General features: G+C 38.7%; 2 protein-coding genes. Both read right to left on the bottom strand.

Going from position 1 to position 2,065, the window contains the following annotated elements:
- Positions 1–1,392 (bottom strand): LamG domain-containing protein (locus tag E1171_RS02285; RefSeq protein WP_222931345.1); only part of this gene is annotated, 1,392 nt, incomplete at its 3' end.
- Between the two features lie 113 nt (positions 1,393–1,505).
- Positions 1,506–2,024: a hypothetical protein gene (locus E1171_RS02280; RefSeq protein WP_155203673.1), complete on the bottom strand. Its 519-nt coding sequence runs from the start codon at positions 2,022–2,024 to the stop codon at positions 1,506–1,508.
- Between the last annotated feature and the right edge of the window lie 41 nt (positions 2,025–2,065).

Below are 2,065 nucleotides of genomic sequence, written 5' to 3'. Positions count from 1 at the left end.
CACTTGCATTTTGTTGCCTACCGTTTTAATCTCTGTATCACCTAATTTGAATATCCCATTGGTTCCTGAATGGGATAGAGATTTATACCAATAGGTCAGGGTGAAATCATTATTATTTCTTAATGCATCCACACTGTAAAAGGTAAGCTTCTGGCTGGGACTGGTAAACTTTAGGGCACTACCAACCTTCTCCTTTGGAGTAGCGGTTACTGTTACTCCCTCTATCTCTTTGTTACCAATCTGTGAGGTGATTTTTCCAGTTATGGAGCCATTGTAATAAACAAATCCCTTGTCACTTCCCGGTATAGCGCCGTTTACGCCTACTGCTACCACCTCATAATCGTATAACCTTCCAGGCAATACACCTTCCATTTCATATGACATATACGGATTGCCTTCATAATTAACCGTTTTTTGGGTCTTTTGCTTAGTGATCACGTCGGTTTGATAAACTTCATATTTTGTGGCCTCTTGTAAGTGATTCCAATTAAGTTCTATTTGCCCTTGATTGGTTTCCTTTTCATTTCCCTTAGAAGCGGTAAGGAATATTTGTTTATTGCTTAATATAGGATGAGTGGGATCTCTAAATAAGGTGGCCAAGCTCACATTACCACTGGGTGCATCATACTCTCCTACACATTTTGCTGCAAGTTCTTTATCCAGAAATTCTACCCAGCTTAGACTCGTTATGTCGTCCATCTTTTCGTGACGGGATGTACTTTTGACATCGTCAGCAAATAAAGCCACCAAGCCGGCTTGTCGTTCCAAAACCAGGTTGTTCTTTTTTGAAAATGGTATCCATCTTTCTTGATTAATCTGCAAAGTAGTACGCCTGGATGCCCAAAACCTCACCTCTGTCAAATAGATCTCTGCATTCTTTTTTTTATAGAAGTGTAGTCTTCTGTATTCGTATGGCATAGGAGAAGCAAAATTTACTGAAAAGTTGCCATAACTCTGTCCATTTACCAAAATCTGGGCTTGTCTGCCAAGATCAGAAATTACCAAAGCCACATGATGCCACGTATTGACGCTAACGGCATTTCCCAGATCTACTGAAAATGTTTGCTCTCCCACTTTAAGTTCAAGAGTATTGTTGTTATGCATGGCCATTTTGAAAGAAGAGGCGTCAACTTTGGTATCTGTTAGCACCCATTCGTTCCCGCTTTGAGTAGATTTCACCCAAAACTCCAAGGAGGCCTCCCCGATAGTCCCTATTTCCGGGTTATCCAGTAAATCGGTTTTTAAACCCACGTCTAGGTTGACGTAGGAGGCATAAGCGTTCTTTTTTAAATGAAGCACAGCTGGGTCTGCTGCCCATAAACTCTGAAAGCCCAGCAGCAAAACCAAAATGGCTCTCCACTTCTTACTATGTTTTAGAATTATTGATTTCATATTTTTTGTTTTTTTAATTAGAAACAGTATCTCATTTTTTTAATAGTAGTGCCTTGACACAACACTCCCTCATTAATAGCATAAAGGCTTGAAATTCATACTATCGAAATTCCTTAAAAAGTATTTGTTACTTCTTCTAACAGAAATCTGAAACTATCACCTAAAGGGTCATTTAGATTTGATAATTTTGGAAGTTCTTCCACCCAGCCAAACTTGTCATCTGGCATCACTTTTAAGACACCTGATTTACTTGCTTTGGTGATATATACAGATCCACCTGCAAATTGCAATTGCCAAGGGTATGCTAGGTCGCGGTCAAGTCTTATAGAACTAGAACTCGCTGTCGGAATAACTGGTCTTAGATACATGTTGTGATCACTTGCTGATATGATGTAAACTTCATTAGAACCAGAAATCCGCTTGATGATAAACAGTTGAGAAACTTCATTTTCTCCTGTATTTTTGTCTCTCATGTATAAGAGATCTATAGTTGGGTGTGTACTCCATTCTCTAGTTAGGCACTTCCCGGTTGACTTTTGAACAAGCCTAAAGACTTTATATTGGGCTTGGGCTTTCATTGTCATAAAACTGAAAAAGCCTAAAAGCGCTATGATGTATATTCTCTTTTTCATATGTATAGAGTTTTAATTGTCTTTCGAAATTACTTTTGTGT

It is taken from the genome of Xanthovirga aplysinae (assembly GCF_009711365.1).
GTDB lineage: Bacteria > Bacteroidota > Bacteroidia > Cytophagales > Cyclobacteriaceae > Xanthovirga > Xanthovirga aplysinae.
Note: the sequence above shows the minus strand (reverse complement) of the source record. Positions and strands in the feature narration are given on the sequence as shown.

Coding starts and splice junctions, on each gene's coding strand:
- E1171_RS02280 (WP_155203673.1), bottom strand. CDS start 2,024: ATGAAAAAGAGAATATACATCATAGCGCTTTTAGGCTTTTTCAGTTTT.